The organism is Piezobacter thermophilus (genome assembly GCF_055386745.1).
Map to the genome: position 1 here is coordinate 200,013 of NZ_AP042380.1, position 23,630 is coordinate 223,642.

A 23,630-nucleotide genomic window follows, 5' to 3' on the forward strand; every position below is an offset into this window, starting at 1 on the left:
CCCCAAATACTCCGGGGGAGTCGCCCGTCAGGGCGACGGGGGCAGCGCCCCCGCCACCTTGAGCAATCCTCTCCCGACGGCTAATCACGAAAACATCAAAGGAGAGCCCCCATGTCATTCAACAGCTTCGGCCACCTGTTCCGCGTCACCACATGGGGCGAAAGCCACGGCCCCGCGCTGGGCGCAACCGTGGACGGGGTGCCCCCCGGCATCGCCATCGACGAGGCGGCGATCCAGAAATGGCTCGACCGCCGCAAGCCGGGGCAGAGCCGCTTCACCACCCAGCGCCGCGAGGCGGACGCGGTGCGCATCCTGTCGGGTGTGTTCGAGGGGCGCACCACCGGCAGCCCGGTACAGCTGATGATCGAAAACACCGACCAGCGGTCGAAGGATTACAGCGACATCCGCGACAAGTTCCGCCCCGGCCATGCCGATATCACATACTGGCAGAAATACGGCATCCGGGACTATCGCGGCGGTGGCCGCTCCTCGGCCCGCGAAACCGCCGCCCGCGTCGCTGCCGGAGGCCTCGCCCGCGCGGTCCTGGCCGAGCTTGCCCCCGGACTGGAAATCCGCGGCTACCTCACCCGCATCGGACCGCACGCCATCGACCGCGATCGCTTCGACCCCGACGAGATCGAGCGCAACCCCTTCTGGTCGCCCGATGCCCGCGCGGCCGGGATCTGGGCCGACTATCTCGACGGGCTGCGCAAGTCGGGCAACTCGGTCGGCGCCGTGGTCGAGGTCGTGGCAAAAGGCGCCCCCGCCGGCCTCGGCGCTCCGGTCTATGCCAAGCTCGACACCGAGCTGGCCGCCGCGATGATGAGCATCAACGCCGTCAAGGGGGTCGAGATCGGCGAGGGCATGAACGCCGCCCGCCTGACCGGCGAGGAAAACGCCGATGAAATCTTCATGGGCAATGACGGGCGGCCGGTCTATTCCTCCAACCATGCCGGAGGCATTCTCGGCGGCATCTCCACCGGACAGGAGATCGTCGTGCGCTTCGCGGTCAAGCCCACCTCGTCCATCCTCAGGCCGCGCCGGACCATCACCATCGCCGGCGAGGCCACCGAGATCGTCACCAGGGGCCGCCACGATCCCTGCGTCGGCATCCGCGCCGTGCCGGTGGGCGAGGCGATGATGGCCTGCGTGCTGCTCGACCACCTGCTGCTCCACCGCGGCCATGTGGGCGGCGAGCCCGGCCAGACCCGCGGCCGCATCGGATAGCCGGTCTTGGGCGCGATTCTCGCCATCACCTTCCCGATCTATGCCACCATCGGCATCGGCTGGCTGGCGGTGCGGCGGGGCTGGTTCGCGTCCGCCGACATGCGGGTGCTGGGGCGCTATGTGCTCGACATCGCCCTGCCGGCGCTGCTGTTTCACGCGGTGGCCAGCCGCAATGTCGCCGAGGTCATCCGCCCCGGCTACATGCTGGTCTATCTCCTGGGCAGCCTAGCGGCGGCGGCGATTGCCTTCGCCTGGTTCACCGTTACCGGGACCGACCGGCCCCGCCGTGCGGCGGCGGTGATGGGCGCAACCTGCCCCAACAACGGTTTCATCGGCTACCCGGTCATGCTGCTGCTCTATCCCGATCTTGCCGGGACCATCCTGGTCCAGAACTTCCTGGTCGAGAACGCCGTGCTGATCCCGCTGGGCCTGATCCTGATGGATCTCTCGCGCCCGCATGCCGGGCTGTCCATCCCCCGCCGCGCGACTGCCATCCTGGCCGGGATCGCGCGCCGCCCGATGGTGATCGGCCTTGCGCTGGGGCTGGCGGTGTCGCTGCTGCAGATCCCGCTGCCCGAGGTGGCCGAGCGCTTCTTCCGCCTGCTGGCGGCCTCGGCCTCGGCGGTGGCGCTGGTGGTGATCGGAGGCTCTCTCGTCGGGCTTCCCCTGCGCGGCAACCGCCGCCTCGCGGCCCAGATTGCCACCGCCAAGCTGGCGTTGCACCCGGCACTGGTGGCGCTTGCCGCCGCGCTGCTCGTCTGGCTTGGCGTGGTGGCGCTTTCGCCCCGGATGCAGGTTGCGGTGATCCTTTCGGCAGCAATGCCGATGATCGGCATCTACCCGGTGCTGGCGCAGGATTACGGGCTGGAGGGCATTGCCTCGATCGCGCTGCTGCTGGCCACCTCGGCCGCCTTCGTCACCCTCGGAGTGCTGCTGTGGTGGCTGGCCTGAGCCCCCGCCGCGGATCATTTTCCCCCTTGGCAAGGGGGGCGTCGATCCCGTTTACTCGGGGTCCAGGAAACCCGCGGGAACAAGCCATGAAAACCTACACCCGATCCCCCGAGACCATCGCCGCCCTGTCTCCCGAATCCTACCGCGTCACCCAGGAAAACGGCACCGAGCCCCCCGGCAGCGGCAAATATCTGCACAACAACGAACCGGGGATCTATGTCGATATCGTCTCGGGCGAGCCGCTGTTCACCTCGACCGACAAGTTCGACGCCGGCTGCGGCTGGCCCAGCTTCACCCGCCCGGTCGAGCCGGCCCATATCGTCGAACGCGAGGACCGCTCGCTGGGGATGATCCGTACCGAGGTACGCTCGGCCCATGGCGACAGCCACCTGGGCCACGTCTTTCCCGACGGCCTGCCCGAGGCCGGCGGGCTGCGCTACTGCATCAACTCGGCGGCACTGCGCTTCGTCCATCGCGACGACATGGAGGCCGAAGGCTATGGCGAGTACCTGCCGCTGCTGGAGGAGAGGGCATGAGCGGGACCCGGCGCGCCATCCTTGCGGGGGGATGCTTCTGGGGCATGCAGGAGCTCATCCGCAAGCTGCCGGGCGTGGTGCGGACCCGGGTCGGCTATTCGGGCGGCGACGTGCCCAATGCCACCTATCGCAACCACGGCAACCACGCCGAATCGATCGAGGTGATCTTCGACCCCGGCGTGCTGAGCTACCGCCGGCTGCTGGAATACTTCTTCCAGATCCACGACCCGACCACGCCGAACCGGCAGGGCAACGATGTCGGGCCCAGCTATCGTTCGGCCATCTTCTACCTGGACGAAGGGCAAAGGCAGGTGGCGCTGGACACCATCGCCGATGTCGAGGCTTCGGGGCTGTGGCCCGGCCCGGTGGTGACCGAGGTCGCTCCCGCCGGCGATTTCTGGGAGGCCGAGCCCGAGCACCAGGACTATCTCCAGCGCATCCCGAACGGATACACCTGCCACTTCCCGCGCCCCGACTGGGTGCTGCCGAAACGCGACGGGAGCGGCTGAAACGACCTGCGGACAGTGCTGCCACCATGGTTCAACCCGCGTGCTGCTCCAGCCGCGCCGCTGCCCAGCGCGCCGCATCCGCCACCGTCGGATCCGCATCATCCCGCAGGCCCGCCGCCACCGGCACCAGGGCAGGATCGCCCGAATTGCCGATGGCATAAAGCACGTTGCGCACGAACCGGTTGCGCCCGATCCGCTTGATCGGAGAGCCGGAAAACCTGGCCCGGAAACCGGCATCGTCCAGCGCCGCCAGATCGGTCAGCGGCGGTTCTGTCAGCCCCTCGCGGGCGGCATAGCGCATGTCGCTGGCGGCCACCGCAAACTTGTTCCAGGGACAGGCCGCCAGGCAGTCGTCGCAGCCATAGATCCGATTGCCCAGAAGGGGGCGCAGCGCCTCGTCCACCGGCCCGTCATGTTCGATCGTGAGATACGAGATGCAGCGCCGCGCATCCAGCCGGTAGGGCGCCGGGAAGGCCTCTGTGGGGCAGGCATCAAGACAGGCCCGGCACGACCCGCAGTGATCCCGCTCGGGCGCGTCGGTCGGCAGTTCCAGCGTGGTGAAGACGCAGCCCAGAAAGGCCCAGTTGCCCCATTCCCGGCTGACCAGGTTGGTGTGCTTGCCCTGCCAGCCCAGCCCCGCCGCCTGTCCCAGCGGCTTTTCGGGGACCGGTGCGGTATCGACGAAGACCTTGACCTCGCCGCCGGCCTCGGCAATCAGCCACCGCGCCAGCCTCTTGAGCCGCTTCTTGACGATGTCGTGGTAATCCCGGCCCCGCGCGTAAACCGAAATCGCGCCCACATCCGCGCGGCCGACGGCGGCCATGGGATCCTCCCGCGGGGAATAGCTCTCGGCCAGCATGATCACCGTCCGCGCCTCGGGCCACAGGGCCGCCGGATTGCCCCGCCAGTGCATGCGCTCGGCCATCCAGCGCATCTGCCCGTGATACCCGGCCGCGATGAAAGCGGCCAACCGCTCCGCCACCTCCGGCACATCCCACGGGCGGCACAGCCGGCAGGCCACGAACCCCTCCTCGAGGGCCCGCGCCACCAGCCGATCCTTCAGCCCCTCACCCATTCTTTTTCTGGCCGAAAATATCCTCGGGGGGAATCGCCGCAGGCGATGGGGGGCAGACAGCCCCCCGCCCCGGCCGCGGTTCAGAAATCCAGATCGGCATAATGCGCAGGCGGCGGGAAGCCGGGAACCTGATCGGCCAGGATCGACCGGAAGGCGGGGCGCGACTTGATCTTGGCATACCAGTCCTTCACCGCCGGCTGCCGGTTCCAGTCCACGTCGGAAATGTAGTCAAGCGCGCTCAGATGTGCGGCAGCCGCGAAATCGGCCAGCGTCATCACGTCGCCCGCGAGCCACCGCCGCTGATCCAGAAGCCACGCCATGTAATCCAGATGATACTTGATCGCCCGGGCACCCGCTTTCACGTTGCGGCTGTCGGGATAACCTTCGCCGGTGATCTTCTTGTTGACCCGCTCGTAAAGCAGCTTCGACGTCACCTCGTGGTGGAACTTGTCGTCGAACCAGCCCACCAGCCGGCGCGCCTCGAACCGGGCCGCGGGATCGCGGGGCAGAAGCGGCGGCTCGGGGCGGGTCTCCTCGACATATTCGCAGATTGCCATGCTCTCGGCCATGACGCGCCCGTCCAGCCTGAGCACCGGCACCTTGGCCGCCGGATTGCGGCGCAGGAAATCCCGATCCCGCTCCCAGTAGCGCTCCTCGACCAGCTCGACCTCGATCTTCTTCTCGGCCAGCGCCAGCCGGACCTTGCGACAGAACGGTGAAAGGGGGACGTGAAACAGTCGGGCCATTGTCATCCTGAAACTCAGCAGAAGCGTTCCCACCTTTGCCTCGGGCGCGCGGGATTTTCAATCCTCGAAACAGGCGCTTCGGCCATCCGCGCGGATCGTGGCCGCTCCGTCCATGATCGCCGCCGCCCGTCGCCGGACAAAGGCCGAAGGCGTCGCCGCCGAGCGACCCCGGGGATCGGGCAGCACCGCCGCGATCAGGGCCGCCTGGCGTGGGGTGAGAGCCTCGGGGCTTACTCCGAAATGGCGCCGCGCCGCCGCAGCGACCCCGAACACCCCGTCGCCCATCTCGGCCACGTTCAGATAGACCTCGAGGATCCTGCGCTTGGTCCAGAATGCCTCGACCAGCGGCGTGATCGCGGTTTCCAGCGCCTTCCGGAACCAGCTGCGTCCCTGCCAGAGGAACACGTTCTTCACCGTCTGCTGGGTGATGGTCGAGGCACCCCGGCGGGCGCCGGTCTCGATCGCCTTGCGGATCGCGTTCACGTCAAATCCCCAGTGCAGGCAGAAATTGGCATCCTCGGCCGCCACCACCGAGCGGGCCACAACCGGGGCGATCTCTTCCAGCGTCACCCATTCCCGCTCCACCTGTCCCAGCCGCCGCTGTTCGGCCCAGATGGTCAAGGTGATCGGCGGATTCACCACCGCGAAAAGCAGCACCAGCGCAACGATCATCAGGCACAGGGCCGCGGCCCCGCGCAGCAGGATGCGCCGGGCCATGCGCAACGGCCCGAGCCGGCGTTTCCCGCCTGCCACGCGCCTGCCGCGCCGCCTCTTCCCCTTTGCCGATGACCGCCTGCCTGCCATGGGACGGCTATAGAGCAGGACGCCGCGACAGGGAACAGGTCAGGTCGGCCGGTTTCGTCACTCGGCGGGAACGGCCGATTCCCCAAGGCTCAGCGGCACCGGCAAATGCTGCAGCATTTCCTTGGGGCAGACCTGGATGAAGCTGGCTTTCTCGGTCTCCCAGTGCTGAAGGATGTCCCCGGCCTTGCGGCTGCCGGTTTCGGCGTGGTGGCGCTCGATCAGGGATCTGAGCTGGTTTTCCCAGTGCTCCACGCTGACCGGGCAGGTCACCAGCGTCTCCATGTTCATCAGCTCGCGCGCCGTGCCCTGCGGGTCGTAGAGATAGGCCATGCCCCCGGTCATCCCGGCGCCGAAATTGGCGCCGATCGAACCGAGGATCACCGCCACCCCCCCGGTCATGTATTCGCAGCCGTTCGAGCCGCAGCCCTCGACCACCACCTTCGCGCCCGAGTTGCGCACGGCGAAGCGTTCGCCCGCCCGGCCGGCCGCGAACAGGTAGCCGCCGGTGGCGCCATAGAGGACGGTGTTGCCGATGATGGTGTTTTCGTCCGCCTTCAGCGGGCTGGCCATGGGCGGGCGGACGACGATGGTGCCCCCCGACAGGCCCTTGCCCACATAGTCGTTGGCATCGCCCGAAACCTCGATCTTCAGCCCCGGCGCGGCAAAGGCGCCCAGGGACTGCCCGGCGCTGCCCTGCAGCTTCACATGCAGGTGGTCGGGCTGCAGGGCGTTGCGCATGCCGAAATTGCTGACGATGTGGCTCGAGACCCGCGTGCCCACGGTGCGATGGGTGTTCTGCACCGCGTAGGACAGCTGCATCTTCTCGCCGTCGCGCAGGAAGCGGGCGGCATCGCGCACGATCTCGGCATCCAGCGTGTCGGGCACCTCATTGCGCGGCTTGTAGCGGTCATAGACGATATCGGCCGCGCCATCGACGGTGATCAGCAGCGGGTTGAGGTCGAGATCATCAAGATGCGCCGCCCCGCGGCTGACCTGGGCCAGCAGGTCGGCCCGCCCGATCACCTCGTCCAGCGAACGCGCCCCGATGGAGGCGAGGATTTCCCGCACCTCCTGCGCGTAGAAGGTGATGAGATTGACCACCTTGTCGGCGGTGCCGGTGAATTTGGCGCGCAGGCGCTCATCCTGGGTGCACACGCCAACCGGACAGGTGTTGGACTGGCATTGCCGGACCATGATGCAGCCCATGGCAATGAGGGCCGCGGTACCGATGCCGTATTCCTCGGCCCCCATCATGGCGGCCATCACGATGTCGCGCCCGGTGCGAAGCCCGCCATCGGTACGCAGCGTGACGCGATCGCGCAGCTTGTTCATGGCCAGCACCTGGTGCGCCTCGGTCAGGCCCATTTCCCACGGCAGGCCGGCGAACTTGATCGAAGTCGCCGGGCTGGCCCCGGTGCCGCCATTGTGCCCCGAGATCAGGATCACGTCGGCCTTGGCCTTGGCCACGCCCGCGGCGATGGTGCCCACGCCCGAGCTTGCCACCAGCTTCACCGTCACCTTGGCGCGCGGGTTGATCTGCTTGAGGTCATAGATCAGCTGCGCCAGATCCTCGATGGAATAGATGTCGTGATGCGGTGGCGGGCTGATCAGCGTCACCCCCGGCGTCGAATGGCGCAGCCGGGCGATGAGTTCCGTCACCTTCAGCCCCGGCAGCTGGCCACCCTCGCCGGGCTTGGCGCCCTGGGCGACCTTGATCTCAAGCTCTTCGCAGTGGTTCAGATATTCTGCCGTCACCCCGAAGCGCCCCGAGGCCACCTGCTTGATCTTGGCGCTGGGGTTGTCGCCGTTGGGCTCGGGGGTGAAATGGGCCGGATCCTCGCCGCCCTCGCCGCTGTCGGACTTGGCGCCGATGCGGTTCATGGCGATGTTCAGCGTCTTGTGCGCCTCGGGGCTGAGCGCGCCGAGGCTCATCCCCGGCGTGACGAAGCGCTTGCGGATGGCGGTGATGGATTCCACCTCTTCCAGCGGCACCGGCTTGCCCAGCGGCTTGAAATCCAGCAGGTCGCGCAGATGAATCGGCGGGTTGGCCTGAATCTCGGCGGAATACCGTTTCCACAGCTGGTAGGAGGCCCGGTTGCAGGCCATCTGCATCAGATGCATGGCCGAGGCCGTCCAGGCGTGGGTTTCACCGCTGGCGCGCGCCTTGTAGAAGCCGCCCACCGGCAGCATGTCCTGCCCGCTCAGCCAGCCGCGGGCGTGGATTTCCTCGACCTTGCGCTGGATGCCGCTGACGCCGATGCCGGAAATGCGGCTGGTCATGCCGGGGAAATATTCGGCGCACATGGCACGCGAGAGGCCCACCGCCTCGAAGTTCAGCCCGCCGCGATATGAGGAAATCACCGAAATCCCCATCTTCGACATGATCTTGAGCAGCCCCTGGTCGATGGCCTCGCGATAGCGGGCCATGTTCTCGGTCAGGCTGCCGTCAAGCAGCCCGCGGCGGATGCGCTCGGCCAGCGTATCCTCGGCCAGATAGGGGTTGACCACGGTGGCGCCGCAGCCGATCAGCACCGCGAAATAATGCGGATCGATGCACTCGGCCGAGCGGACGTTGAGCGAACAGAAGGTCCGCAGCCCCTTGCGGGTGAGGTGGCTGTGCACGGCCGAGGTGGCCAGGATCATCGGCATCGGCAGGCGGTCCGGCCCCGAGTGGTGATCGGTCAGTACCAGATGCCCCGCGCCCGAGCGCACCGCGTCCTCGGCCTCGGCCCGGATCCGCTCCAGCCCCTCGGCCAGCGCGTTTTCGCCCGGCTCGAAACTGCAGTCGATCTCGACCAGCGGCGAGTTGAACTCCTCCACCAGCTTCTGCCACTGGGCGTTGCCGACGAAGGGGCTTTCCAGCACGATGATCTCGGTCTGGCTGCTGTCCTCGTCGAGGACGTTCTTGAGATTGCCGAAGCGGGTCTTGAGGCTCATCACCCGGTATTCGCGCAGACTGTCGATGGGCGGGTTGGTGACCTGGCTGAAATTCTGCCGGAAATAGTGGCTGAGCGGGCGGTACTGCTTGCTTAGCACCGCCGCCGGCGTGTCATCGCCCATCGAGGCCACCGGCTCTTTCCCGTCCTCGGCCATGGGGGCGAGGATCTGTTCGACCGTCTCCAGCGTATAGCCGGCGGCGATCTGGCGGCGGCGCAGCTCGTCGCCCTCGAACAGCGGGTGTTCGCTCACGCCGTCCAGCACGCCTCCCAGATCGTTGATCTTCTTCACCCACTCGCCGAAGGGCTGGGCGGCGGCCAGGCGGTCCTTGATCTCGGTGTCGTGGTAGAGCCGGCCCTCTTCCATGTTCACGGCCAGCATCTGGCCCGGCCCCAGCGCGCCCTTTTCGACCACCTCCGATTCGTCCACCGGGACCATGCCGGCCTCGGACCCCGCGATTACCAGCCCGTCGCCGGTGACCACATAGCGCATCGGGCGCAGCCCGTTGCGGTCGAGCCCCGCGCAGACCCAGCGCCCGTCGGTCATGGCAAGCGCCGCCGGGCCGTCCCAGGGCTCCATAACGCTGTTGCAGTAGGAATACATGTCGCGCCAGGCCTGGGGCAGCTCCACCGCCTGCTTCGACCAGCTTTCGGGGATCAGCATGGTCTTGGCCATCGGCGCGTTGCGCCCGGCGCGCACCAGCACCTCGAACACCGCGTCCAGCGCCGCCGAATCGGACGAGCCCTGGGCGATGATCGGCTTGATGTCCTCGGCCATGTCTCCGAAGGCCGAAGAGGCCATGCGGATTTCATGGCTTTTCATCCAGTTGACGTTGCCCTTGAGCGTGTTGATCTCGCCGTTGTGGGCCAGCATGCGGAAGGGCTGGGCCAGCCACCATTGCGGGAAGGTGTTGGTGGAATAGCGCTGGTGATAGATGGCGAAGGCGCTTTCGAAGCGTTCGTCCAGAAGGTCGGGGTAGAATTCGGCCACCTGCTCGGCCAGCATCATGCCCTTGTAGATGATCGAGCGGCAGGACAGAGAGGCGATGTAGAGGCCGGGGATATTGGCCGCGGCGGCGGCCTTCTCGATGCGGCGGCGGATGACGTAGAGCTCGCGCTCGAACTGCTCTTCGTCGATGCCCTTGGCGTTCGAGATCAGGATCTGCTCGATCTCGGGCCGGGTGGCGTTGGCCTTCTCGCCCAGGACGTCGATATTCACCGGCACATGCCGCCAGCCGTAGATGTAGTGGCCCATGCGCAGGATTTCGGTCTCGACGATGGTGCGGCAGGTCTCCTGCGCGGCAAAATCGGTGCGCGGCAGGAAGACCTGGCCCACGGCGATCAGCTGATCCATATGCGGCTCGTGCCCGGTGCGACGGATCTGGTCGTAGAAGAACGGCACCGGGATCTGGATATGGATGCCGGCCCCGTCGCCGGTCTTGCCGTCGGCATCCACCGCGCCGCGGTGCCACACGGCCTTGAGCGCGTTGATCCCGTTTTCGACCACCTTGCGGCTTTTGCTGCCGTCGATCGACACGACAAGCCCCACCCCGCAGGAGGCATGCTCGAATTCCTCGCGATACATGCCGTGCTCGGCCAGCCACTTGCGCCGGGTTTCCTCGTCGCGGGCCCAGTTCGCATCATGTTCGGTCATCGGCTTTCTCCTTTTCCGGTCGGGACGGGCGCGGTGCCGGGCACCTTCGCCGCCCGTGGCGGCCTGGCCGCCTGATATCGTCATTCGTCTTGCCCCGGCGGGGCCTGCGGCGACCTATTCGGCGGCGATCCCCGCCGCGCGGTCGAATTCTTCCAGGATCGCCTGCGCGCAGTCGCGCCCGTCACGGATCGCCCAGACCACCAGCGATGCGCCGCGCACGATGTCGCCGACCGCATAGACCCTGTCCATTTCGGTTCTGCCGCTGCCGTAGCTGGCCTTGATCGTGCCCCAGCCGGTCACTGGCAGGTCGGGCTGGCCGAACAGGGTCGGCAGGTCTTCGGGCTCGAACCCCAGCGCCATGACGACCAGATCGGCCTCTTCCACATAGTCCGCGCCCTCGATCACCTCGGGGGCCTGCCGGCCGCTGGCATCGGGCGCGCCAAGGCGCATCTTCTGCACCATGACGCCGCTGACCCGGCCGTCGCGATCGACAAAGCCCTTGGGCGCGCTGAGCCATTCGAAGATCACGCCTTCCTCCTCGGCGTTGAGCACCTCGCGTTGCGAACCGGGCATGTTGGCGCGGTCGCGGCGGTAGAGGCATTTCACGCTGGTCGCGCCCTGGCGGATGGCGGTGCGCACGCAGTCCATCGCGGTGTCGCCGCCGCCGATGACCACGACCCGCTTGCCCTCGGCGTTCAGCTCGCCGCTGTCCCAGGCTTCCACCGCATCGCCGAAACTCTTGCGGTTCGAGGCGGTCAGGTAGTCCAGAGCCCTGACGATCCCCCTTGCGCCGCTGCCGGGCATGGACAGCTCGCGCGACTTGTAGACGCCGGTGGCGATGATGACGGCATCATGTTCGCCGCGGATGGTGGCGAAGATGTCGGCATCGACATTGCAGTTCAGAACGAACTCGACGCCGCCCTGTTCAAGCTGTTCGATGCGGCGCATGACCACGTCCTTTTCCAGCTTGAAACCGGGAATGCCGTAGGTCAGCAGACCGCCCGCCCGGTCATACCGGTCATAGATGGTGACCTGGACGCCGGCGCGGCGCAGCATGTCGGCGGCGGCCAGCCCGCCGGGGCCGGCACCGATGATGCCCACGCTTTCGGGACGTTCGCGAACCGGCGCCAGCGGCTTGACCCAGCCGCGCTCCCACGCGGTGTCGGTGAGGTATTTTTCCACCGCGCCGATGGTCACCGTGCCGTGGCCCGACTGTTCGATCACGCAGTTGCCTTCGCACAGGCGGTCCTGCGGGCAGATGCGGCCGCAGATCTCGGGGAAGCTGTTGGTCGCCTGGGCCAGCTGATAGGCCTCTTCCAGCCGCCCGGTCGCCGTCATCCGCAGCCAGTCGGGGATGTTGTTGTGCAGCGGGCAGTGGCTCTGGCAATAGGGTACGCCGCACTGGCTGCAGCGGCTGGCCTGCTCGGCCGCCTTGGCGTCGGCGAATTCGGCGTAGATCTCGTGAAAGTCGCGCGCGCGGTCCTGGGCAGGGCGCTTCTCCGGCATGTCCCGTTCGATCTGCACAAATTTCAGCATCGGTTGCTTCGCCACGGCACGGACTCCCTCGTCTTTTTCTCGCCGGGCATGTCTAGGGCAAGGTCGCGCGAATGAAAAGTCATAATAGCTGACCTAAATATGCTCCATTTTGCCGCAACCGGCCGTGGCGAGGGCGGTCAGGGCAATTAATAGGTATTGAACCGGACCTAAATACCCGCTTTCCTTTCCCGGCCAAGCGCTTATACCGACATTCACGCGTTCCCTTTGTTGTCCGGGGCTGGTCGAGATGCCTCTTTTTCAACTGATCCTCGTTGCCGTGATTCAGGGGCTGACCGAGTTCCTGCCCGTCTCTTCTTCGGGTCACCTGATTCTGCTGCCCACCCTCACGGGCCTTCAGGACCAGGGGCAACTGATCGACGTTTCGGTCCATGTCGGCACGCTGGGGGCGGTGACGCTGTTCTTCTGGTCCGATGTGAGGGCCGGATTCGGCGGCCTTCCGCGCCTTGTTCGGGGCCGGGCGGATACGCCGGGGGCGCGGCTGACGCTGGGGCTGATCGTGGCCACGATTCCGGTGATCCTGGTCGGCGCCCTGCTGCACTTCACGGGCCTGAGCGACGCCATGCGATCGGCGAAGGTGATTGGCTGGACGATGCTGATCTTCGGTTTCGTTCTCTACTGGGCCGACCGGACCGGCGGGCAGGAGAAGACCGCCGGCGACTGGACCGTGCGGGATGCGCTGGTCATGGGGCTGTGGCAGGTTCTGGCGCTGGTGCCGGGCACCTCGCGCTCGGGCATCACCATCACCGGTGCGCGCCGGCTGGGATACGAACGCAGCGATGCCGCGCGGCTGTCCATGCTGATGTCGATTCCGACCATTGCCGCTTCGGGCATGCTGCTGGGGGTCGAGGCGATCTTTACCGCGACCCCGCAGGCGCTGCGCGACAGCGCCATCGCGGCGGGGATGGCCTTCATCTCGGCGCTGCTGGCGCTGACGCTGATGATGCGGCTGCTGCGCAGCGTCAGCTTCACGCCATATGTCGTCTATCGCGCGTTGCTGGGAATCGTGCTGCTGGTGATTGCTTATGGGGGCTACGGGGGCTGAACGCCCCCGCGGTTGCCCCGGTCGGCCGGGTCAGCTGCGTCTCAGCCGCCGGGCCGAGCGGACGATTTCGTCATACTGGCCGCCGGGGCGGAACTTCCACAGATAGTCGGGCAGGACGGTCTCGGCGGCGGTTGGCTGGATGCCGAGATCGGCCAGTCCGCGCGCCCCCTCGGACACCACATTGTCGCGTGCAAGCAGCCGCAGCTGGTCGCGGGTGACGATCCGGTTGGTGACAAGGCCGAAGCTAACGAACTGGACCATGTCCAGCCCGAAGGCAATGATCCGGGCCATCCAGAACGGCAGGCCGATGATGATCCGGCGGCGGTGGATCACGTCGAGCATCACCTGCATCCATTCGCGCAGTGTGGCGATTTCAGGGCCGCCCAGCTCGTAGGTTCCGGGCGCGGCCTGGCCAAGGATCCCCTTCACCGCGGCGGCGGCCACGTCGTCGACATAGACCGGCTGGAATCGCGTTCGCGCGCCGGCGATGGGCAGGAACGGACCCCAGCGCGTCATGGCGGCGAAGCGGTTGAAGAACTGGTCCTCGGGGCCGAACACGACCGAGGGGCGCAGGATGACGGCATCGGGCATGTGCTCCAGAACCGCCGCTTCGCCCAGGGCCTTGGTCCGGGCGTAATCGCTGTCCGACTCGGGATCCGCCCCGATGGCCGAGACGTGAACCATCCGTCCCACCCCCTGCTGCGCCGCGATGCGGGCGATGCGGGCGGCGCCGTCCACATGGACGGCCTGAAAGGTGTTTTTCCCGGTCTCGACAAGGAGGCCGACGCAGTTGACCACCGCATCGGCGCCGCGCATGGCCTCGGCCACCGAGGCATCGTCGCGGATGTTGCACAGCACCGGCTCGACCTGGCCCACGGCGCCATAGGGCTTGACGAACAGGGCCTCGTTCGGGCGCCGCACCGCGACGCGGACCCGCCAGCCTTCTGCCGCCATGCGGCGCGTGATGTAACGGCCGACGAGCCCCGATCCACCGTAAATCGTGACGAGTTTGGACATCCCAAGGCTCCTGCTTGTTCGATCAGGCCCTGATCTACCGCTTGCCCCCCTTGCAAACAAGGCACAAAACGCCGCGACCGGCCGCCCGGACCGCCGATGGAAGGCGGCCGGTTCGTGCGGTGCGGAAAAACTTCTCCGCGGCGCGGAAATTCCGATTGACTCGTCCGCGAAGTGATCTTAAACGCACGGCTCACGACACCCAGCCCAGGTGGCGGAATTGGTAGACGCGCTAGCTTCAGGTGCTAGTGTCCGTATGGACGTGGAGGTTCGAGTCCTCTCCTGGGCACCATCTTTCTTTGAAATCATTAAGTAAATTTTGGGCGTCAGCCGACAGCCCCACATCTGGTCCCACATTCGTTTTCCGGTGCATTCTCGAACAGTGCCTCGACATCGGCCAAGCGGACCACCGACACGTTGCCGCGCTTGTAAATCCGAATCCATCCTTTTTCGGCCCATCGATAGACCGTGGACCGGTGGACACCGAACAGCTCCTGACTGCGGCTGACCCGGACGAAAATCGGGCGCTGGGCGTGGCGGGTACGGTAGTTTGTCATCTGCTGCATTCCTCTTGGTTTTCTTCGGGTGGAGTGGTTCCGACGGTGGGATCGTCTTCGATCGCCAGCTTGGCCACCATCGCCGTCACCTGTACCGCTTCGTTGTAGACGGTGTTCCAATCCCAGCACTTGCCCTCACGGATGTGCAAAGCTGCGCGGGCGGCTTCGCCTACCTTTTCCGTCAGTGTGGTGATTGTCGGATTCGGCTGCGGGAATCTGGCCATTGCCTCCATGATTTGGCCACCGACATGATCGAGGAACTCATCAAGCGCGTCGGCCTTCTGTGCAGTGATCATTCACGCGCCTCCAGTTGACCGGCTGACAGGACGTCAGCGAATTCGCCTTCAATTTCAGCGGCGGCCAGCTCGAGGACACCGTCGTCTTCCGCATCAGCGGATGCCGGTGCCAGCTGCCAGCCTGTCTGGCGCATGACCGTATGGGCCTTCACCATCAGGCGCAGGAGGCGCGTATTTTCGTATAGCAGATACTCGATGTCGTCGGCCGCCTCGTCGCAGAGGTTCCACAGAGCGCCAACGCCCAGGGTGGTGTTTTGAGCGGCGCGAAGGCGCGTGATGAGTTGAGTCATTCGACCCTCCGTTTTTCGTCCGGTTTGGCGTATTTTGTCTTGAAGCGGCTTGCGCCAAAGCGCATATATATCCCGATGAACAAAGGGAGGCCGGCGTGCAGGTCGTTTTCACCAGCAAGGCGCGGAAAGGGTTGCGAAAGATGCCTTCTGCCGACCGCGCCCGACTGGTCGAGAAGCTGACCGCCTTCGCCGAAACCGGCAGCGGCGACGTGAAGGCGCTGACCGGCTCGCCCTTCCTGCGGCTGCGTCACGGGCAGTGGCGCGCCCTGTTCGAGATCGACGGAGACCTGATCGTCGTGCGCGTGGCGCACCGACGTGAGGTCTATGACTGAGGGAGACGGGAAATGAACCTTGCCACAACGCCATCCGGCGAAGAAATGGTCGTCCTGACCCGTGCCGAATACGATGCGCTGCGGGCCAGTGCCGAGGACGCGGCCGACATCGCTCTGGCGCGCGCCGCCATGGCCGAGAGCGCCGGCGCACCGGTCATGCCTGCCGAACTGGCGCTGGCCGCGGCGAACGGCGAGATCCACCCGCTGGCGGCCTGGCGCAAGGCGGTCGGTCTGAGCCAGGCCGAGCTTGCGGAGCGGGCCGGCGTCAGGGCGGCGACCATCAGCGACATCGAGAACGGGCGCCTCGACCCGCGCCTGTCGACGCTGCGGGCCCTGGCCGAGGCGCTGGGCCTCGAGATCGACGACATCGTGGAGTGAGCGGGTCATTCCCGGTCCCCCATTTCTTCAAGCCAGGCTCGAGCGATGGTCACGCGCATTCCTCCCGGGACTCTCTGACCGCCGACATCTTTCGACCGGCGTCTTCCCGGTCCTCCCACGCGAGCGCGTTCTCGGCGGCCCGCAGCCAGTTAATGGGCAGTTCGTCGATGGATTCCGCGAAGGCGCAGACCCCGAGAACCTGCGCCGAGACCAGGACGGGGTTGTAGACGCCCGGTTTCTCGGAGGGCAGATCCCAGCGCCCGCCGTGCTCGATCACCGCCCGCTTGAGCGTCTCGAGGCGGCGATCCGCCGGGAGGGTCAGCATCCTGCCGACCAGCAGCCCGAGCGCCTCGGTGTCGTAGTCATAGGCCATCGCCGACGACCTCCATGTATGCCCGCACGGGCATCTGTCCGTTACAGGGGCAGTCGGGGCGACCGTCGGTCGCGCGGATGGATGCGCCGACCGCCGCTTGAAAGAAGAATTCCACCGGAACGCCCAGCGCCCGGGCGGCACGCCAGAGGCGCGAAGCTGCGATGCGGTTCTGGCCGGTTTCGTATTTCTGGATCTGCTGGAACCGGACACCCACCGCCCGGGCCAGTTCCGGCTGGGTCATGGCAAGCTCAAGACGGCGTTTGCGCATCTTCTGCCCCACATGAAGATCGATCGGGTTCGTCATCGCGCCCCCCCGTCCAGCGCCCGCGCCACCCACCCGATCGTCTGGGCCTCGTCGTCCGGCCGCACCAGGGTGAGGCCCTGGAGCACCTCGCCATCGGCGGTTTCCACATCAAAGCGCTGCCGTCCGAAGCTGCGCGCAAGCACGCGGGCGCAAAATTCGGGCTCGCCGGGCCCGCGTTGGGCGATGACCGGGTCGCCGATAATCACGGTTCGGGGCACCCGCCGCCGGGTCTTGATCCTGGTCATCTGGTCACTTCTCCTGTCACCTTGTTTCCAAAAAAGGACGGGCGGGTCCGGTTGCGTGAGTGGTGGCGGGCCCGCCCGTCAGGTGGTCGGCGGGGTGAGGCGCCCCCGTGCCGCAGGAAACGGAAAGATCTGCAAGTCGACCCGCCCAGCCGGTTCCAGCCGCCCCACCAGCGCGCAGAGCACGCAGCGTCGCCCAGGCAAGACGCCGAAGCTGCGACGACTGCCCGGCATCGGCCGAGGTCAGCAACTGGCGCGCCTCGCGTTCGGTCATGGGAAGCTTTGGAAAGGCGTGAATGGTCATGCGCGATCTCCCGGTTCGTGTGCCGGAAGAATATTCACAAAATGTGGATTGTCAATCTTCGTAATTCACATATTGTGTTCCCCGATCCCTTCCGCCGTGCCTCTGGCGTGGCTGCAGCAGACGAATCACCCGGCAGATGGCAGGCACGAAAACCGATAAAGACGAGAAACCAGTCAGGGTCGCGAAGGCCAACCGGAACCTGGCGGAGCGATTCGGCGCAAATCCGGGCGGCGGGCGCAATTCACGCCCCGTTTTGTGGCGAGACAGATGGCGCGAGGGCGGTAACAGCGGCACATCCGGGCCAGTCTTCGGCAGGATTTTGCCATTGCGGAAATTTATCGTTATGCGGGAGTCGAAATTGGTATACTCGCGCAATATTGTTCCCGAAACACGGCCATATCCGGCGCGACAGTTTTCCTCGGGTGCGGAAAAATGAATGAAGATGAGCGGTTGGAGGCCGCGATCCGGACGGCTCAGGAGTCCGGTGTATCCCTTGATTTGTTGCTGTTTTTGTCGGAGGGGCTGGACGACAGCGCGACCCGCAAATTGTACGGCAACGTGGTATCCCTGCCGAGATATATAAAGTCCATGGTCACGCCGAACTTGTCGACCAGGACGGCGGCATTCTCGGGCAAGGGCCGGCGGTAGCCGCTCTCCCAGTTGGCATACTGGGTTTCGCCAAAGCCGCATTCGGCCGCGAAGTCCTTCGCCGACAGGCCTGTCAGCCGCCGGATGGCGCGCAGTCGCGCGCCAATCTCTCGGTGTGGATATTTGTCCAACTGTTCCATGCTCTCGCTGTACACCTTACACAATTTGTGAACAAACGGTCGAGGGCCGGGTTTGACGACTCCACAATTTGTGGATATTCTCTCTTCCATGAGTGATGCCGCGATGATCATCAACCGCATTGGCCGCAAGCGTATCAGGCTGGCGCTGGGCGTCGGCGAGACGGCCATCTCGAACGTCCTGTCGCGCGGCGGCCGGTTTCCGGCCAGCTGGTATGGGCCCCTCAAGGAGCTTTGCGACCGGGAAGGCGTGGACTGCCCGATCTCGGCTTTCAACTGGAGAACCGGGGGAAAGGTCGCGTGATGTTGCCAGCGGTTGCATGGGGAACAGGGTGGAAGGCACGCGCGACTCGCTCAAGCGGAATCATCTTGCTGCCAGAAGGCCTGTGCCATTCGGGACACGGGGGATGGTCGGCATGACGCGAGGATCGGTGACCCGGCCGTGATGCAGATCCGCGACTCCTCCGACCTGCCGGAATACCCTATCGCCCCGGGCGAACGGCTCGAAGGCCATTATTTCGTTCCCTTCTGGTTCAACCGCTGGCTCAACAGCGATTTCCGCCTGCGCGCCAGCGCCGAGGTCCGGGGCTATGGGCTCGACCTGTTCTTCATCGCCCAGAACCAGTCGCCGGTCGGCACGCTGCCCACAGACGACACGGTGCTGGCCAAGCTCCTGATGATCGACCTCGCGACCTGGAAGGATCTGTGCTCGCGCGAGATCTCGCCGCTCTATAACTGGCGCCCCTGCCGCTGCGGCGACAAGGTGCGGCTGATGCACCCGGTGGTGACCGAACAGGTGCTGGGCGCGCTCAAGAGCAAGCGCAACCGGATCGAGGCCCGCGAGCACGAGCGGGAGCGCAAGCGGCTGATCGCGCTCAAGCGCCATATCATCGAGGCGGGAGGCCACCGCGGGCTGGCCGACAGCGCCGACTATGTCGCCCGGCTCGATGCCTGGCTGCTCGAAAACTGTCCCGGCAACCGGACGCCGGGCCGCGTGCGCGAGGCGATGGAGGCGCTCGATCGGGGCTTGTGAAAGTTTCCGCATTCTTTCCGGCGGAAAGAAATCGGAAGGACTGCGGAAAGAAACCGGAAGGAAATCGGAAAGAATGAGGAAGGAAATCGGAAGGAACGCGGAAATCTGTCGCCATTCCTTCCGAAGGATTCCGCTCTGATATGAAAAGAGAAGAAACAATAAGAGATAAAAGGATAATTCCGCACTCCGCCCGAAACCGCGCGCCCGATGGCAAGGCATCGGCAATTGCAGAGAAAAGGGGTGCAGGCGGGAATGTCATCATGTCGGAATGGATCGGGCGGGAAGAACTTGCCCGGGAGCTGGGCGTAACCCCCAGGACGCTGGCCAAGTGGGCAACGGCGAGGATCGGTCCACCGATGGTCCGGGTCGGGCGGCGTGTCTTCTATCGAAGGGCGGCGGTGCGCGAGTGGCTGAAACGGCAGGAAAGGGGGAAGCAGTGACATCCGGAAAATACGAAGTGAAGGAGCTGATCGAAGAAGCCCAGCGCGAGCTCGATATGCGTCGGCGGTTCTATCCGAAATGGGTTCGCGCCGGGCGGATAAAGCAGCAGGACGCGGATCGCAGGATCGACCTCATGGAGGCGATCGTGCGCCGCCTGACCAGGACGGCGGGGATGTGATGGCGACGAAGAGGTGGCGCAACAAGTATTCCGCCCGGCGCACTGTGTTGGAAGGGATCCAGTTCGACTCCAAGCGCGAGGCGAAACGATGGGCCGAGCTGTGCCTGCTGGAGCGGGCGGGCGAGATCGCCGATCTGCGCCGGCAGGTGGTGCTGAAACTGGAAGGCCGGAACGGGCCGCTCCTGACCCGGACGGGCAGGCGCATGCGGCTGACCGTGGATTTCGCCTACACCGACCTGCGCACGGGCAGGACGATCTACGAGGACGCCAAGGGCGTACCGACCCGCGACTACGAGGTGCGCCGGGCGGTGGCGGCGGCGCAAGGCATCGAGGTGATCGAGGTATGACCCGCCCGCTCGCCAATATCACCCGCGAGGTGCTCGAGCCGGTCTGGATGCGCCATGACATTCCCACCGAGGTGATTGCAGCTAGGCTCGGCGTCACGCGGCAGGCCCTCAGCCTGAAGGCGCGCAGCCTCGGCCTGCCGAGCCGGGAGCGGAACCGGCGGAAGAATTCGGACGACGAAACCTTCCGCCGCATGTGGCTGGCGGGCGTGTCGTCGACCGAGATGGCCGCATACTTCGGGTATTCATGCGGCGCCGCCGTCAGCAGGCGCAGGAAGATGCTCGGCCTGCCGCCCAGAACCCGCAGCAAAGGGGGCGACAACAGGGGCGGCTGGAAAGAGACGATCACCATCTCCCAGTTCCGTGAGCAGGAACTGGCGAAGCGGATGAAACGCGACGCGGAAATGGGCCGGGCAAGGAGGCGGAGAATATGGGCATCAAGATGATGAGCGTCCAGGAGATCGAGGACCGGTTCGAGGATGCAGCCCGCACCCTGCGACGGCTGCCGGACCCGCCCGGTTCGGGGCCGAAGGGCTACGGCCGATCCTGGCCCGAATACGTGCATGAGGCAAAGCACGCCTATGGCTGGCACGAAGCGACGATGAAGATCGTGCCCTCGGCCGCCGACATCGTCCGCATGGAGGAATGTCTCGAATGGCTCGGCCTCGTCGATCCGGTTGACGCCAGGATCATCTGGCTGCGCGCCGAAGGCCACCGCTGGCGGCATGTCTGCATCCAGACCGGGCTGGTCCGGCAGACGGCGTGGCGGCGCTGGGTGGCTGCGCTGCAGACCATCGCAATGCGCCTCGATGCAGGCAAAAGGCGCCGAAAGGCCGGCCGACGCAAAAAATCTGCAAAAAAAATCGCCAGAAACGCAGAAATCGCTAAGCCTCTGACCGGGAACGAAAACGCCTCGTTTCGCGACGCCGAAACGCGCGGAAATGACCTCGAAACGCGCGGAAACAACCGAACTTTTACCGCGACATTTCCGGGCGATTCGTGGCAGAAAATCGTCAGGATCGCAGAGGCCTGCCACCCGCCCCCCTGCCCTGGTTCCTCCGTGGGCGTGATGCGTATGCGGGGATGCACGGCGCAGCAAGCCTCTAGCGACAAAGGATTTTTTCCGGGTTCCCACCGTTCGGGTTCCCGGTTTCCACATGCTCGGATGTTCTGCGGCGATGTGGTTTTCGAGGTTCGCTCGTCTCGGCCTTTGCAGGTGTTTCACACGGAGACTGAGCCTCGCCCGGCATCGCGCCGGAACGGACGCCGCTGATCGGTTATGAGGTTTCGCGCCCGGCGGAACGGAAGCTGCGGTACCGGGCACCAGGAGACCGCGCCGATCGGCGACGAGTCCTATCGAGGCCAGGCGGAGCCAGCGTAGCGAATCCGCCAATGATGCATCGCGGGAAGGCTGTCGGTGGGTAGTGCCCGCGACACGATCCCCACCAGCGGAAACAGGAACGTGCCCGCCACGCCTCTGGCCTGCCGAACGGCGGGCAATGCGCACCCCGGCGGGCCCCTTCTCTCAAGAGGATCACGCTTGAAGATCAAGATGACGCCGCCAGGGCGGCTGCAGCCGTATGCAGGCAATGCCCGCACCCACTCCGATGCGCAGATCGCCCAGATTGCGGCCTCGATCGAGGAATTCGGCTTCACCAACCCGATCCTTGCCGATGGCGAAGGCGTGATCATCGCAGGCCACGGCCGTCTGCTGGCCGCGCAGCGCCTCGGCCTCGACAAGGTGCCGGTCATCACGCTGGACCACCTGTCCGAGGCACAGCGGCGGGCCCTGGTGATCGCTGACAACAAGATCGCCGAGAACGCCGGTTGGGACGAGGAACTGCTGCGGGCAGAACTGGCCGCCCTGCAGGAGATGGATTTCGACCTCGACCTGGTGGGGTTCTCGGACGAGGAATTGGACGAGCTGCTCGACGGGCTGGAGGAAGAGGAGCCTTCGGGCGACCTTGCCCCGGCCCCGGTGCCGGACCCGCCCGAAGACCCGATCAGCCGGGTTGGCGATCTCTGGCTGCTCGGCAACCACCGCCTGCTGTGCGGCGACAGCACGAACCTCAAGGACGTCGAGCGGCTGATGGATGGCCGGACCGCCGCCCTGTTTTCCACCGACCCGCCCTACCTGGTTGACTACACCGGCGCCGGTCGTCCGAATGACACGGGGAAGGACTGGTCCGACCTCTACCGCGAAGTCGACATCAAGAATGCCGAGGGCTTCCTGCGCGCCGTTTTCCGCAATGCCATAAAGGTCACCCGCAAGGATGCCGCCTGGTATTGCTGGCATGCCCACAAGCGCGCCGCGATGATCGAGGCGATCTGGGCCGAACTCGGAATCCTTAATCACCAGCAGATCGTCTGGGTGAAGCCGGCTGCGATCCCGACCCACAGCTACTACCCCTGGCGGCACGAGCCCTGCCTGATGGGCTGGCAGCAGGGCCACAAGCCGCCGCACCTGGGCGGCAACGATCACGACGTGACCAGCGTCTGGGAACTGGACTGGGAGGGCGCGGCGCGGCCGGCCGGTGCGGAACACCCTACCCAGAAGCCGCTCGAGGTGTTCGCCATCCCCATGCGCCGGCATACGACAAAGGGCGAGATCTGCTTCGAGCCGTTCTCGGGCTCGGGCTCCCAGATCGTCGCCGGCGAAGCGCTGGGCCGGAAGGTCTATGCGATGGAATTGCAGCCGGCCTTCGTGGACGTGGCGATCCGGCGCTGGCAGAAAGCCTCCGGACAAACGGCAGTTCTGGATGGCGACGGTCGCACCTTCGACGAGATCGCGGACGAGCGGGACGCTGCATGAAGCAGAGCCGGGCCATGTCGCTGATCGAAGCGGTGACAAATGTCGCCATCGGCTTCGGCGTGGCGCTGGGCACCCAGGTTTTGGTGTTTCCCCTGTTCGGCATCGAGATCGGCCCCGGGCCGCACTTGGCGCTTGGCGGCATCTTCACGGTGGTGTCGCTGGTCCGCTCCTATGCCCTGCGCCGCCTGTTCGAGCATATCCGCGTGAGGTCCGGCTGATGGGGATTTCAATCCGCGCATACGCCCGCCACCGCGGGGTGAGCCACACGGCGGTGAGGAAGGCGATCAGGACGGGGCGCATCACGCAGGAGGCGGACGGCACCATCGACCCGGAGAAGGCCGACCGGGAATGGGACGCCCAGACCGACCCGGCCCAGCAGCGTGGGCGGCAGGCGCAAGCGCTGGGCGCAAAGACGCGGGTAAAGACGAAGCCGGTACCGAAGGCGGCGCTACGGGCGGTGGACGAGACCCTGGGCGATGTGCCGCCGGGCGACGGCGAGGTTTCGTATCTGCGCGCCCGCATGGCCAACGAGGTGCTGAAGGCGCAGACGGCCAAGGTGAAGCTGGCCAAGATGAAGGGCGAACTGGTGGACCGCGAGAAGGCCACCGCCTTGGTGTTCGACCTCGCCCGGCGCGAGCGGGACGCCTGGCAGAACTGGCCGCCGCGGGTGGCGGCCGACATGGCGGCCGAACTCGGGGTGGATGCCCACACCATGGAACAGGTGCTGGACAAACACCTGCGCAAGCACATGGCGGAGCTGGCGGAGATCGAGATTGAACTGCGCTGACAAGTGGAAACCGGAAACTGGTGAGGCCCGCCCGCTCACTGGTGAGGAAGATCGGCTCAGTAGTCGACCGAAGCGCGTATTCTGGCGCGGGCGGTGGGTGTGTCGGGATGCGCTCCTGCGGGA

General features: G+C 66.0%; 31 protein-coding genes and 1 tRNA gene. 18 read left to right on the forward strand and 14 right to left on the reverse strand.

Annotated elements, in window-relative coordinates; all coding sequences use genetic code 11:
• Nucleotides 1-111 precede the first annotated feature (111 nt).
• The 4 genes from aroC (at nucleotide 112) to msrA (ending at nucleotide 3,223) form a co-directional block, all read left to right on the forward strand.
• A complete protein-coding gene (gene aroC / locus ACZ5CM_RS00965) occupies nucleotides 112-1,227 on the forward strand; it encodes a chorismate synthase (RefSeq protein WP_464640445.1) in 1,116 nt (371 codons plus the stop codon).
• Nucleotides 1,228-1,233: 6 nt separating this feature from the next.
• The gene (locus ACZ5CM_RS00970; protein WP_464640447.1) at nucleotides 1,234-2,178 is read left to right on the forward strand and encodes an AEC family transporter; all 945 of its coding nucleotides are present in this window, start codon (nucleotides 1,234-1,236) and stop codon (nucleotides 2,176-2,178) included.
• Between the two features lie 86 nt (nucleotides 2,179-2,264).
• Nucleotides 2,265-2,714 (forward strand): peptide-methionine (R)-S-oxide reductase MsrB, encoded by a 450-nt coding sequence (msrB, locus tag ACZ5CM_RS00975; protein WP_464640449.1) that lies wholly within the window; start codon nucleotides 2,265-2,267, stop codon nucleotides 2,712-2,714.
• Nucleotides 2,711-3,223 carry a peptide-methionine (S)-S-oxide reductase MsrA gene (msrA, locus tag ACZ5CM_RS00980; protein ID WP_464640451.1) on the forward strand — a complete coding sequence of 171 codons (513 nt, stop codon included), beginning with the start codon at nucleotides 2,711-2,713 and terminating at the stop codon, nucleotides 3,221-3,223. The genes msrB and msrA overlap by 4 nt, the downstream gene beginning before the upstream one ends.
• 31 nt (nucleotides 3,224-3,254) lie before the next feature.
• Here msrA and queG read toward each other — a convergent pair whose 3' ends face one another.
• From queG to ACZ5CM_RS01005, 5 genes are all read right to left on the reverse strand, one after another.
• Nucleotides 3,255-4,298 (reverse strand): tRNA epoxyqueuosine(34) reductase QueG, encoded by a 1,044-nt coding sequence (gene queG / locus ACZ5CM_RS00985; RefSeq protein WP_464640453.1) that lies wholly within the window; start codon nucleotides 4,296-4,298, stop codon nucleotides 3,255-3,257.
• A gap of 80 nt (nucleotides 4,299-4,378) precedes the next feature.
• Nucleotides 4,379-5,044, reverse strand: a complete 666-nt coding sequence (gene fzlA / locus ACZ5CM_RS00990; protein ID WP_464642444.1) for an FtsZ-binding protein FzlA — start codon at nucleotides 5,042-5,044, stop codon at nucleotides 4,379-4,381.
• Nucleotides 5,045-5,101: 57 nt separating this feature from the next.
• Nucleotides 5,102-5,761 (reverse strand): monofunctional biosynthetic peptidoglycan transglycosylase, encoded by a 660-nt coding sequence (gene mtgA, locus ACZ5CM_RS00995; RefSeq protein ID WP_464640455.1) that lies wholly within the window; start codon nucleotides 5,759-5,761, stop codon nucleotides 5,102-5,104.
• Between the two features lie 144 nt (nucleotides 5,762-5,905).
• On the reverse strand, nucleotides 5,906-10,438 hold the full coding sequence (gene gltB / locus ACZ5CM_RS01000) for a glutamate synthase large subunit (protein WP_464640457.1): 4,533 nt from the start codon (nucleotides 10,436-10,438) through the stop codon (nucleotides 5,906-5,908).
• A gap of 114 nt (nucleotides 10,439-10,552) precedes the next feature.
• Nucleotides 10,553-11,989, reverse strand: coding sequence for an NAD(P)-dependent oxidoreductase (locus ACZ5CM_RS01005; protein WP_464640459.1), 1,437 nt, complete (start codon nucleotides 11,987-11,989; stop codon nucleotides 10,553-10,555).
• Between the two features lie 232 nt (nucleotides 11,990-12,221).
• On the opposite strand from ACZ5CM_RS01005, the gene ACZ5CM_RS01010 reads away from it, so the two are divergent.
• Nucleotides 12,222-13,037: an undecaprenyl-diphosphate phosphatase gene (locus ACZ5CM_RS01010; protein WP_464640461.1), complete on the forward strand. Its 816-nt coding sequence runs from the start codon at nucleotides 12,222-12,224 to the stop codon at nucleotides 13,035-13,037.
• Between the two features lie 30 nt (nucleotides 13,038-13,067).
• On the opposite strand, the gene ACZ5CM_RS01015 is transcribed toward ACZ5CM_RS01010, so the two are convergent.
• A complete protein-coding gene (locus tag ACZ5CM_RS01015; protein WP_464640463.1) occupies nucleotides 13,068-14,054 on the reverse strand; it encodes a complex I NDUFA9 subunit family protein in 987 nt (328 codons plus the stop codon).
• Nucleotides 14,055-14,256: 202 nt separating this feature from the next.
• Between ACZ5CM_RS01015 and ACZ5CM_RS01020 the strand changes: the two genes are divergently transcribed.
• Nucleotides 14,257-14,343: transfer RNA gene (locus tag ACZ5CM_RS01020), tRNA-Leu, on the forward strand.
• 34 nt (nucleotides 14,344-14,377) lie between these two features.
• Here ACZ5CM_RS01020 and ACZ5CM_RS01025 read toward each other — a convergent pair.
• From ACZ5CM_RS01025 to ACZ5CM_RS01035, 3 genes are read right to left on the reverse strand one after another with little or no spacing between them, the layout of a single operon-like run.
• The gene (locus tag ACZ5CM_RS01025; protein ID WP_464640465.1) at nucleotides 14,378-14,608 is read right to left on the reverse strand and encodes a helix-turn-helix domain-containing protein; all 231 of its coding nucleotides are present in this window, start codon (nucleotides 14,606-14,608) and stop codon (nucleotides 14,378-14,380) included.
• Nucleotides 14,605-14,904 carry a hypothetical protein gene (locus tag ACZ5CM_RS01030; RefSeq protein WP_464640467.1) on the reverse strand — a complete coding sequence of 100 codons (300 nt, stop codon included), beginning with the start codon at nucleotides 14,902-14,904 and terminating at the stop codon, nucleotides 14,605-14,607. The genes ACZ5CM_RS01025 and ACZ5CM_RS01030 overlap by 4 nt, the downstream gene beginning before the upstream one ends.
• A complete protein-coding gene (locus ACZ5CM_RS01035; RefSeq protein ID WP_464640469.1) occupies nucleotides 14,901-15,194 on the reverse strand; it encodes a hypothetical protein in 294 nt (97 codons plus the stop codon). The genes ACZ5CM_RS01030 and ACZ5CM_RS01035 overlap by 4 nt, the downstream gene beginning before the upstream one ends.
• Before the next feature lie 95 nt (nucleotides 15,195-15,289).
• On the opposite strand from ACZ5CM_RS01035, the gene ACZ5CM_RS01040 reads away from it, so the two are divergent.
• Together ACZ5CM_RS01040 and ACZ5CM_RS01045 are read left to right on the forward strand one after the other, a co-directional pair.
• A complete protein-coding gene (locus ACZ5CM_RS01040; protein WP_464640471.1) occupies nucleotides 15,290-15,526 on the forward strand; it encodes a type II toxin-antitoxin system RelE family toxin in 237 nt (78 codons plus the stop codon).
• Nucleotides 15,527-15,538: 12 nt separating this feature from the next.
• The gene (locus ACZ5CM_RS01045) at nucleotides 15,539-15,904 is read left to right on the forward strand and encodes a helix-turn-helix transcriptional regulator (protein WP_464640472.1); all 366 of its coding nucleotides are present in this window, start codon (nucleotides 15,539-15,541) and stop codon (nucleotides 15,902-15,904) included.
• Nucleotides 15,905-15,953: 49 nt separating this feature from the next.
• Here ACZ5CM_RS01045 and ACZ5CM_RS01050 read toward each other — a convergent pair whose 3' ends face one another.
• The 5 genes from ACZ5CM_RS01050 to ACZ5CM_RS01070 form a co-directional block, all read right to left on the reverse strand.
• The gene (locus ACZ5CM_RS01050) at nucleotides 15,954-16,277 is read right to left on the reverse strand and encodes a hypothetical protein (RefSeq protein ID WP_464640474.1); all 324 of its coding nucleotides are present in this window, start codon (nucleotides 16,275-16,277) and stop codon (nucleotides 15,954-15,956) included.
• Nucleotides 16,267-16,581 (reverse strand): helix-turn-helix domain-containing protein, encoded by a 315-nt coding sequence (locus ACZ5CM_RS01055; RefSeq protein WP_464640475.1) that lies wholly within the window; start codon nucleotides 16,579-16,581, stop codon nucleotides 16,267-16,269. The genes ACZ5CM_RS01050 and ACZ5CM_RS01055 overlap by 11 nt, the downstream gene beginning before the upstream one ends.
• Nucleotides 16,578-16,826 carry a hypothetical protein gene (locus ACZ5CM_RS01060; RefSeq protein ID WP_464640477.1) on the reverse strand — a complete coding sequence of 83 codons (249 nt, stop codon included), beginning with the start codon at nucleotides 16,824-16,826 and terminating at the stop codon, nucleotides 16,578-16,580. Before ACZ5CM_RS01060 ends, ACZ5CM_RS01055 begins: the two co-directional genes overlap by 4 nt.
• 16 nt (nucleotides 16,827-16,842) lie before the next feature.
• Entirely contained in the window at nucleotides 16,843-17,127 is a 285-nt protein-coding gene (locus tag ACZ5CM_RS01065) for a hypothetical protein (RefSeq protein ID WP_464640479.1), read from the reverse strand.
• A 473-nt stretch (nucleotides 17,128-17,600) separates the two neighbouring features.
• On the reverse strand, nucleotides 17,601-17,915 hold the full coding sequence (locus ACZ5CM_RS01070; protein WP_464640481.1) for a helix-turn-helix domain-containing protein: 315 nt from the start codon (nucleotides 17,913-17,915) through the stop codon (nucleotides 17,601-17,603).
• An 88-nt stretch (nucleotides 17,916-18,003) separates the two neighbouring features.
• On the opposite strand from ACZ5CM_RS01070, the gene ACZ5CM_RS01075 reads away from it, so the two are divergent.
• From ACZ5CM_RS01075 to ACZ5CM_RS01120, 10 genes are all read left to right on the forward strand, one after another.
• A complete protein-coding gene (locus ACZ5CM_RS01075; protein WP_464640483.1) occupies nucleotides 18,004-18,216 on the forward strand; it encodes a hypothetical protein in 213 nt (70 codons plus the stop codon).
• A gap of 141 nt (nucleotides 18,217-18,357) precedes the next feature.
• The gene (locus ACZ5CM_RS01080) at nucleotides 18,358-18,945 is read left to right on the forward strand and encodes a hypothetical protein (protein ID WP_464640485.1); all 588 of its coding nucleotides are present in this window, start codon (nucleotides 18,358-18,360) and stop codon (nucleotides 18,943-18,945) included.
• Between the two features lie 260 nt (nucleotides 18,946-19,205).
• The gene (locus ACZ5CM_RS01085) at nucleotides 19,206-19,385 is read left to right on the forward strand and encodes a helix-turn-helix transcriptional regulator (RefSeq protein WP_464640486.1); all 180 of its coding nucleotides are present in this window, start codon (nucleotides 19,206-19,208) and stop codon (nucleotides 19,383-19,385) included.
• 17 nt (nucleotides 19,386-19,402) lie between these two features.
• The gene (locus ACZ5CM_RS01090; RefSeq protein WP_464640488.1) at nucleotides 19,403-19,564 is read left to right on the forward strand and encodes a hypothetical protein; all 162 of its coding nucleotides are present in this window, start codon (nucleotides 19,403-19,405) and stop codon (nucleotides 19,562-19,564) included.
• On the forward strand, nucleotides 19,564-19,911 hold the full coding sequence (locus ACZ5CM_RS01095) for a DUF1064 domain-containing protein (protein WP_464640490.1): 348 nt from the start codon (nucleotides 19,564-19,566) through the stop codon (nucleotides 19,909-19,911). Before ACZ5CM_RS01090 ends, ACZ5CM_RS01095 begins: the two co-directional genes overlap by 1 nt.
• Nucleotides 19,908-20,354 carry a hypothetical protein gene (locus ACZ5CM_RS01100; RefSeq protein ID WP_464640492.1) on the forward strand — a complete coding sequence of 149 codons (447 nt, stop codon included), beginning with the start codon at nucleotides 19,908-19,910 and terminating at the stop codon, nucleotides 20,352-20,354. Before ACZ5CM_RS01095 ends, ACZ5CM_RS01100 begins: the two co-directional genes overlap by 4 nt.
• Nucleotides 20,339-21,181 (forward strand): DUF6362 family protein, encoded by an 843-nt coding sequence (locus ACZ5CM_RS01105; protein WP_464640493.1) that lies wholly within the window; start codon nucleotides 20,339-20,341, stop codon nucleotides 21,179-21,181. The genes ACZ5CM_RS01100 and ACZ5CM_RS01105 overlap by 16 nt, the downstream gene beginning before the upstream one ends.
• Before the next feature lie 267 nt (nucleotides 21,182-21,448).
• A complete protein-coding gene (locus ACZ5CM_RS01110) occupies nucleotides 21,449-22,720 on the forward strand; it encodes a site-specific DNA-methyltransferase (protein ID WP_464640495.1) in 1,272 nt (423 codons plus the stop codon).
• On the forward strand, nucleotides 22,717-22,938 hold the full coding sequence (locus ACZ5CM_RS01115) for a DUF7220 family protein (RefSeq protein ID WP_464640497.1): 222 nt from the start codon (nucleotides 22,717-22,719) through the stop codon (nucleotides 22,936-22,938). The genes ACZ5CM_RS01110 and ACZ5CM_RS01115 overlap by 4 nt, the downstream gene beginning before the upstream one ends.
• On the forward strand, nucleotides 22,938-23,507 hold the full coding sequence (locus ACZ5CM_RS01120; protein ID WP_464640499.1) for an elements of external origin: 570 nt from the start codon (nucleotides 22,938-22,940) through the stop codon (nucleotides 23,505-23,507). Before ACZ5CM_RS01115 ends, ACZ5CM_RS01120 begins: the two co-directional genes overlap by 1 nt.
• The last annotated feature ends 123 nt before the right edge of the window (nucleotides 23,508-23,630 follow it).

Excerpts from the sequence above, each read along its gene's own strand:
- queG (WP_464640453.1), bottom strand. The coding sequence starts at position 4,298 with ATGGGTGAGGGGCTGAAGGATCGGCTGGTGGCGCGGGCCCTCGAGGAG.
- mtgA (WP_464640455.1), bottom strand. The coding sequence starts at position 5,761 with ATGGCCCGGCGCATCCTGCTGCGCGGGGCCGCGGCCCTGTGCCTGATG.
- aroC (WP_464640445.1), top strand. The coding sequence starts at position 112 with ATGTCATTCAACAGCTTCGGCCACCTGTTCCGCGTCACCACATGGGGC.
- ACZ5CM_RS01045 (WP_464640472.1), top strand. The coding sequence starts at position 15,539 with ATGAACCTTGCCACAACGCCATCCGGCGAAGAAATGGTCGTCCTGACC.
- ACZ5CM_RS01085 (WP_464640486.1), top strand. The coding sequence starts at position 19,206 with ATGTCGGAATGGATCGGGCGGGAAGAACTTGCCCGGGAGCTGGGCGTA.
- ACZ5CM_RS01050 (WP_464640474.1), bottom strand. The coding sequence starts at position 16,277 with ATGGCCTATGACTACGACACCGAGGCGCTCGGGCTGCTGGTCGGCAGG.
- ACZ5CM_RS01055 (WP_464640475.1), bottom strand. The coding sequence starts at position 16,581 with ATGACGAACCCGATCGATCTTCATGTGGGGCAGAAGATGCGCAAACGC.
- msrA (WP_464640451.1), top strand. The coding sequence starts at position 2,711 with ATGAGCGGGACCCGGCGCGCCATCCTTGCGGGGGGATGCTTCTGGGGC.
- ACZ5CM_RS01030 (WP_464640467.1), bottom strand. The coding sequence starts at position 14,904 with ATGATCACTGCACAGAAGGCCGACGCGCTTGATGAGTTCCTCGATCAT.
- ACZ5CM_RS01065 (WP_464640479.1), bottom strand. The coding sequence starts at position 17,127 with ATGACCATTCACGCCTTTCCAAAGCTTCCCATGACCGAACGCGAGGCG.
- ACZ5CM_RS01120 (WP_464640499.1), top strand. The coding sequence starts at position 22,938 with ATGGGGATTTCAATCCGCGCATACGCCCGCCACCGCGGGGTGAGCCAC.
- ACZ5CM_RS01095 (WP_464640490.1), top strand. The coding sequence starts at position 19,564 with ATGGCGACGAAGAGGTGGCGCAACAAGTATTCCGCCCGGCGCACTGTG.
- ACZ5CM_RS01100 (WP_464640492.1), top strand. The coding sequence starts at position 19,908 with ATGACCCGCCCGCTCGCCAATATCACCCGCGAGGTGCTCGAGCCGGTC.
- ACZ5CM_RS01075 (WP_464640483.1), top strand. The coding sequence starts at position 18,004 with ATGAGTGATGCCGCGATGATCATCAACCGCATTGGCCGCAAGCGTATC.
- ACZ5CM_RS01010 (WP_464640461.1), top strand. The coding sequence starts at position 12,222 with ATGCCTCTTTTTCAACTGATCCTCGTTGCCGTGATTCAGGGGCTGACC.
- ACZ5CM_RS01015 (WP_464640463.1), bottom strand. The coding sequence starts at position 14,054 with ATGTCCAAACTCGTCACGATTTACGGTGGATCGGGGCTCGTCGGCCGT.
- fzlA (WP_464642444.1), bottom strand. The coding sequence starts at position 5,044 with ATGGCCCGACTGTTTCACGTCCCCCTTTCACCGTTCTGTCGCAAGGTC.
- ACZ5CM_RS01060 (WP_464640477.1), bottom strand. The coding sequence starts at position 16,826 with ATGACCAGGATCAAGACCCGGCGGCGGGTGCCCCGAACCGTGATTATC.
- ACZ5CM_RS01070 (WP_464640481.1), bottom strand. The coding sequence starts at position 17,915 with ATGGAACAGTTGGACAAATATCCACACCGAGAGATTGGCGCGCGACTG.
- msrB (WP_464640449.1), top strand. The coding sequence starts at position 2,265 with ATGAAAACCTACACCCGATCCCCCGAGACCATCGCCGCCCTGTCTCCC.
- ACZ5CM_RS01025 (WP_464640465.1), bottom strand. The coding sequence starts at position 14,608 with ATGACAAACTACCGTACCCGCCACGCCCAGCGCCCGATTTTCGTCCGG.
- gltB (WP_464640457.1), bottom strand. The coding sequence starts at position 10,438 with ATGACCGAACATGATGCGAACTGGGCCCGCGACGAGGAAACCCGGCGC.
- ACZ5CM_RS01115 (WP_464640497.1), top strand. The coding sequence starts at position 22,717 with ATGAAGCAGAGCCGGGCCATGTCGCTGATCGAAGCGGTGACAAATGTC.
- ACZ5CM_RS01035 (WP_464640469.1), bottom strand. The coding sequence starts at position 15,194 with ATGACTCAACTCATCACGCGCCTTCGCGCCGCTCAAAACACCACCCTG.
- ACZ5CM_RS01105 (WP_464640493.1), top strand. The coding sequence starts at position 20,339 with ATGGGCATCAAGATGATGAGCGTCCAGGAGATCGAGGACCGGTTCGAG.
- ACZ5CM_RS01080 (WP_464640485.1), top strand. The coding sequence starts at position 18,358 with ATGCAGATCCGCGACTCCTCCGACCTGCCGGAATACCCTATCGCCCCG.